This window comes from Candidatus Atribacteria bacterium (assembly GCA_011056645.1).
In the GTDB taxonomy this organism is placed as follows: domain Bacteria; phylum Atribacterota; class Phoenicimicrobiia; order Phoenicimicrobiales; family Phoenicimicrobiaceae; genus Sediminicultor; species Sediminicultor quartus.
The window spans coordinates 1-4,927 of the sequence record DSEL01000214.1 but is presented as its reverse complement, the minus strand read 5'-3'; the positions used below and the strand labels follow the sequence as shown (position 1 = coordinate 4,927).

The window sequence follows — 4,927 nt, the reverse complement described above, 5'->3', positions numbered from 1 at the left end:
ATATTGAGTCTTCTATTGAAGTACTATCACTTTTAAAAGAATTGATGGGAAAATCAATTTAAAAACTGTTTCAACCAATATTGAACCTCTTCAGGTGAAGATAATCGAAAATCAGCAGCAGATTTTTGGGCTTTATTCGCAATAAGGATACCGGTTCCTCGGGTTCGAAGAATGCGAAAGGCATCTTCATCGGTGGTGTCATCTCCCAAATAAAAAATCTTTCCCTCAGACCAGTCGACTCCCAGAGTATTTAATATCCATAAAACTGCCTTACCTTTATTCCATTCAATGTTTGGCAAAAATTCAATAACTTTTTTCCCTTTCAATACACGGATATTTTCTCTATTTTCTTTTAGAACTTTATTTAATGGCAACTTCAGGCTGGTTAGATCTTTTTTTAGTACCTGTCTATAATGAATGGCCACACTCATCTTTTTCTTTTCTACTATGACTCCAGGAATGTGAGATAATGATTTATCTACAATTTTGGAGATATTTTGAATAAGCGGTAAAAATTTTTTTGCTTTAGGATGTAACATAGAAGTACCTGGTCCAATAATTTCCAATCCATGATCTCCAACATAAAAAATTCCCGGGATGTCCACTAAAGCTTGTATATTTTTTACTCCCCTTCCACTTACAATCGCACATTTATATTGTAGAGATAACTGCTTGACAATTTCTTTCATCTCCGGAGATATCTTAGCCAGAGCTGGCCGCTCGACAATAGGGGTTAGGGTACCATCATAATCGAAAAAGAAGACAGCTTTTTCTTTCCCTTCCATTATTTTGTAATCGGAATAAAGGTACCGGGGGTTTAAAAAGATTTTTTTATTTTCAATGGGAAAGATTGGTGTTGATTCCAAAAGATGAGGAGGATATCGATTAAACCACTTATCAATCCATTTTGCCTGTAAATCGCTTAAATTCTGAATGACAATATCCGCCCCCTTTGTAAAAAAATGTTCTGTTTCATTTTCTTCTTTTGTAGTTTTACATCCTACAATAAGGGCAAAACCGTTATCTCGAGCAGATTCTATATCTTCTGGTTGAGTAAGTAATGCCATGGTTTCTGCAGGAGAAATTCCAATTTTATGTATAGCCTGAATGAAGGGATTTACATCTTTAGTGCTGGAAAAAGTTTTTTTATCAGGCAATAGCAATCTAATTTTTAAATCCGATCTACCTAATTTTTTCGTAAATTCAATTATTTGCTTATTGCGTAATGCATTTTCTTTTTCCCAATCCAACCGAAAAAGAAGTGCTTTAAAATTTTTTTGTTTCATAAGATATCCTATATACTTTATATTTGCCGATTATTATAGTAACTATCAAAATAATATTAATAAAGCCAATGGATGTCAAGAAAAAGTAGTATCTTTTGATTATTGCTGTATAGATTATAAGGTCATTAGAAGGATACATAAAATATATCAGTGATTCTTTCTTTTGTACGCACTTGACACCATTATAATAAAAAGTATACTATTAAAAAAAATTCGGAGGATATCTTATAAAATAAGGTAAATATAACAATAGCCTATGAAAATAAAAGAAAGGGGAACATAATATGCATGATATCGAGGAATACAGGGCGATAATCGGGGATAAATTATTTTTTGATTTATTTAAAAAAGCAAGGAAGCTCACTTCAAAGTCAATTCTAAACATTAATTCTACTGCTCAGGGCGGAGGAGTGGCTGAAATATTAGAATCTCTAATTATTCTCATGAATGAGCTTGGTATTTTCGCCGGATGGAGAATACTCCATGGAAACCCCGATTTCTTTACAATTACCAAAAAGTTTCACAATGCCTTACAGGGAAACTCAATAAATCTTTCAAAAATTAAGAAAGAACTCTATCTTAAGGTTAATCAAGAATTTTCAGTTTTTACTCACATCAATAATCATGATGCTATCATTATTCATGATCCTCAACCTTTACCTTTGATTAAGTATTACACAAAAAAACAACCCTGGATCTGGCGCTGTCATATTGATTTATCCAACCCTCACCCTGAATTATGGTATTATCTGGAAAACTTTATTCTTCGTTATGACAGAATCATTGTTTCCAGTGATAAATATAAATCTGAAAAACTACCTGTTCCTCAAAAAGTAATCGCTCCTGCGATCAATCCTCTATCACCTAAAAATAAAGAGTTGTCACAACAAGATATTAACAAATATCGTAAAAAATATAAAATATTAGATGACAAACCTATTATTGCCCAGATATCTCGTTTTGATTATCTAAAGGATCCGTTAGGGGTTATTAAGGTCTTTAAAAAAGTAAGATCTCACATTGATTGTCGTTTGGTTTTATGTGGTAGTATGGCTATCGATGATCCGGAAGGGATAAAGGTATACCAGCAGATAATAAAAGCAGCTCAAAACATGATTGATAAAAAAGATATTATTATATTAAATGTAGAAAATGACATTCTGGTTAATGTGCTCCAGCGTATTTCCAAGGTTATTATTCAAAAATCAATAAAAGAAGGATTTGGTTTAACCGTTTCTGAAGCCTTGTGGAAAGAAACCCCGGTAGTCGCTTCTAATGTAGGAGGAATACCACTGCAGATTACCGATGGTCAAAATGGTTATCTGGTTGACCCCGTAGATTATGATGGCTTTACAGAAAGAATTATCTACCTTTTAGAAAACCCTTTAGAAGCAGAAAGGATAGGGAAAAAAGGCAAAGAAACGGTAAAAGAAAAATTCCTGATCACCCGCCTACTTATAGATTATGTTGATTTATTAAACGAAATGATTTAGAAATCAAAACTAATAAACCTGATCGAAACCATATTTAAAAATAAAATTACCCGCATAATCCGGTATGCATACATAATCCGAATCCCATAAAGAATTTATGAATTATCCATAAAAACTAATAGACTATAGGGACACATTTCCGATGATTAGCAGATTCCAACCATTCTCTTGCTAATTTAGTGAATATTTAATTATCAAACAGTAATTTTAATGGCTAATTAGGTTGGGGATAATTATCAAATGCTCCTATTAAGAAAAAAAAATTGAAAAAATCTTTAAAAAAGAAGGATTTTTTAGCAGGGATATAGAATATTAATAACATATGCTTGTTATTTAATGATTAATCGGTCATGCAGCTATTTACGAATAGTAGATAAAGAAAGGCATAGGTTAATATTGCATGATCATTTAGTTAGATAAGCATTTAGTTACCTGGTTAGTTAAGTAATAAAATAATTTCAAAACTAACTAATCAGGTAACTAAATAACTAACTAAAAAAAGAGGAGGTGTTGTGGATAAGAAATATAAAATTAGAAAACTAAAAAATATTGTTTAAAAAAAAATAAAGGAGGAAAAAATGTTAAAGAAAATTAGTTTTGTTGTTTTGATAATGTTATTAACCGGAATGTTTGCTTCAAGTGTATTTGCAGCCTCTGTAAGTATTCTCGGTACCTGGACCGGTGGAGAGGCAGAAGCTTTTAACAAGATGGTAGCTCCCTTTGAAGCTAAAACTGGTATCAAAGTTGAATTTACCGGAACTCGAGACCTTCCTGCTGTTTTAACTACTCAAGTTGAAGCGGGCAATCCACCCGACGTATCAGCCATACCGAATCCGGGGCAGATGATAGAATTTGCCAGAGCTGGAAAATTAGTAGATTTAAGTACCTTTATGGACATGGAAGTATTACGCAGTGATTATTCACCCACCTGGTTAGACCTGGGAACTTATGGAGGAAAATTAAACGGAGTATTTATTTCTGCTGACCTAAAAAGTTTAGTCTGGTATAGTCCTAAAGCATTTGCTGCTGCAGGATATACAGTACCAACTACTTGGGAAGAAATGATTGCTCTTTCCGATAAAATGGTAGCAGACGGTAAGACCCCATGGGCTATTGGATTTGAAAGCGGCGCTGCCAGTGGATGGGCTGGAACAGATTGGATTGAAGATATTATGCTTCGTACTGTAGAACCAGAGGTTTATGATTTGTGGGTTAAACATGGGATATCATGGGTTGATGAAAGAGTGCAAAGAGCTTTTGAACTATTTGGTCAGATAGCCCTGAACGAGAAGTATGTCTATGGTGGAACCAATGCAGAACTTACCATTAATTTTGGTGATTCTCCGGATGCTTTGTTTACTACTCCACCCAATGCTTATATGCACAGACAGGCAACTTTTATTAAAAGCTTTATACTGGATCATTTTCCCAACTTAGTACCAGGCCAAGACTTTGATTTCTTCCCGCTCCCACCGATTGACCCTCAATATGGAAATCCAGCTTTAGGAGCGGCAGATATGTTTGCTATGTTCAAGGATACTCCTGAAGCCAGATCTTTTATGGAATATATTGTTTCTCCTGAAGCTCAGGAAATATGGGTGGCTGAATTAGGGAAACTCTCTGCAAACAAACGAATAAATCCTGCTGTGTATCCTGATGATTTGACCCGTAAGGCCGCTAAAATCTTGAGTGAAGCTTCAACCTTCCGTTTTGATGGCTCTGATTTAATGCCGTCGGCAGTTGGAGCAGGTTCTTTCTGGACAGGAATATTAGATTATGTAAGCGGAATTCCCTTAATGAAAGTATTAATGACTATTGAGACTACTGCTTTGGATGCTTATAGGAAATAGCAATGAATTAGATCTATCATTACCAGGAGAGCACTCAAGTAGTCTTGAGTGCTCTCCGGGGCATTTAAAGATTAAAATTACTCTTCCTACCTACTCTAAGGAAAACAAGACAGGGTTTCCTTGCTCATTGAATGAGAAGATCTAATGCTAATATTAAAATATTTTATTATTAACATTAATTTTTAGAAAGGAAAGAAGGCTGTGGTACATACCAAAAAAATTACTCCCTGGTTATATATATCTCCGGCTATATTTCTCTTATTTTTCTTTTTAGTTTACCCCTCAATTAATACACTAT

The 4,927-nt window shown here is 34.1% G+C and carries 3 protein-coding genes; 2 read left to right on the top strand and 1 reads right to left on the bottom strand.

Annotated elements, in window-relative coordinates; all coding sequences use genetic code 11:
* Positions 1-53: 53 nt before the first annotated feature.
* Entirely contained in the window at positions 54-1,286 is a 1,233-nt protein-coding gene (gene otsB / locus ENO17_09940) for a trehalose-phosphatase (protein ID HER25351.1), read from the bottom strand.
* A gap of 284 nt (positions 1,287-1,570) precedes the next feature.
* Here otsB and ENO17_09935 point away from each other — a divergent pair, with 284 nt between their 5' ends.
* Together ENO17_09935 and ENO17_09930 are read left to right on the top strand one after the other, a co-directional pair.
* The gene (locus ENO17_09935; protein ID HER25350.1) at positions 1,571-2,779 is read left to right on the top strand and encodes a glycosyltransferase; all 1,209 of its coding nucleotides are present in this window, start codon (positions 1,571-1,573) and stop codon (positions 2,777-2,779) included.
* A gap of 578 nt (positions 2,780-3,357) precedes the next feature.
* Positions 3,358-4,629, top strand: coding sequence for a carbohydrate ABC transporter substrate-binding protein (locus ENO17_09930; GenBank protein HER25349.1), 1,272 nt, complete (start codon positions 3,358-3,360; stop codon positions 4,627-4,629).
* Positions 4,630-4,927 lie beyond the last annotated feature (298 nt).

Bases quoted from the DNA above. Each gene is read 5' to 3' on its own strand.
- otsB (HER25351.1), bottom strand. From the start codon at position 1,286: ATGAAACAAAAAAATTTTAAAGCACTTCTTTTTCGGTTGGATTGGGAA.
- ENO17_09930 (HER25349.1), top strand. From the start codon at position 3,358: ATGTTAAAGAAAATTAGTTTTGTTGTTTTGATAATGTTATTAACCGGA.
- ENO17_09935 (HER25350.1), top strand. From the start codon at position 1,571: ATGCATGATATCGAGGAATACAGGGCGATAATCGGGGATAAATTATTT.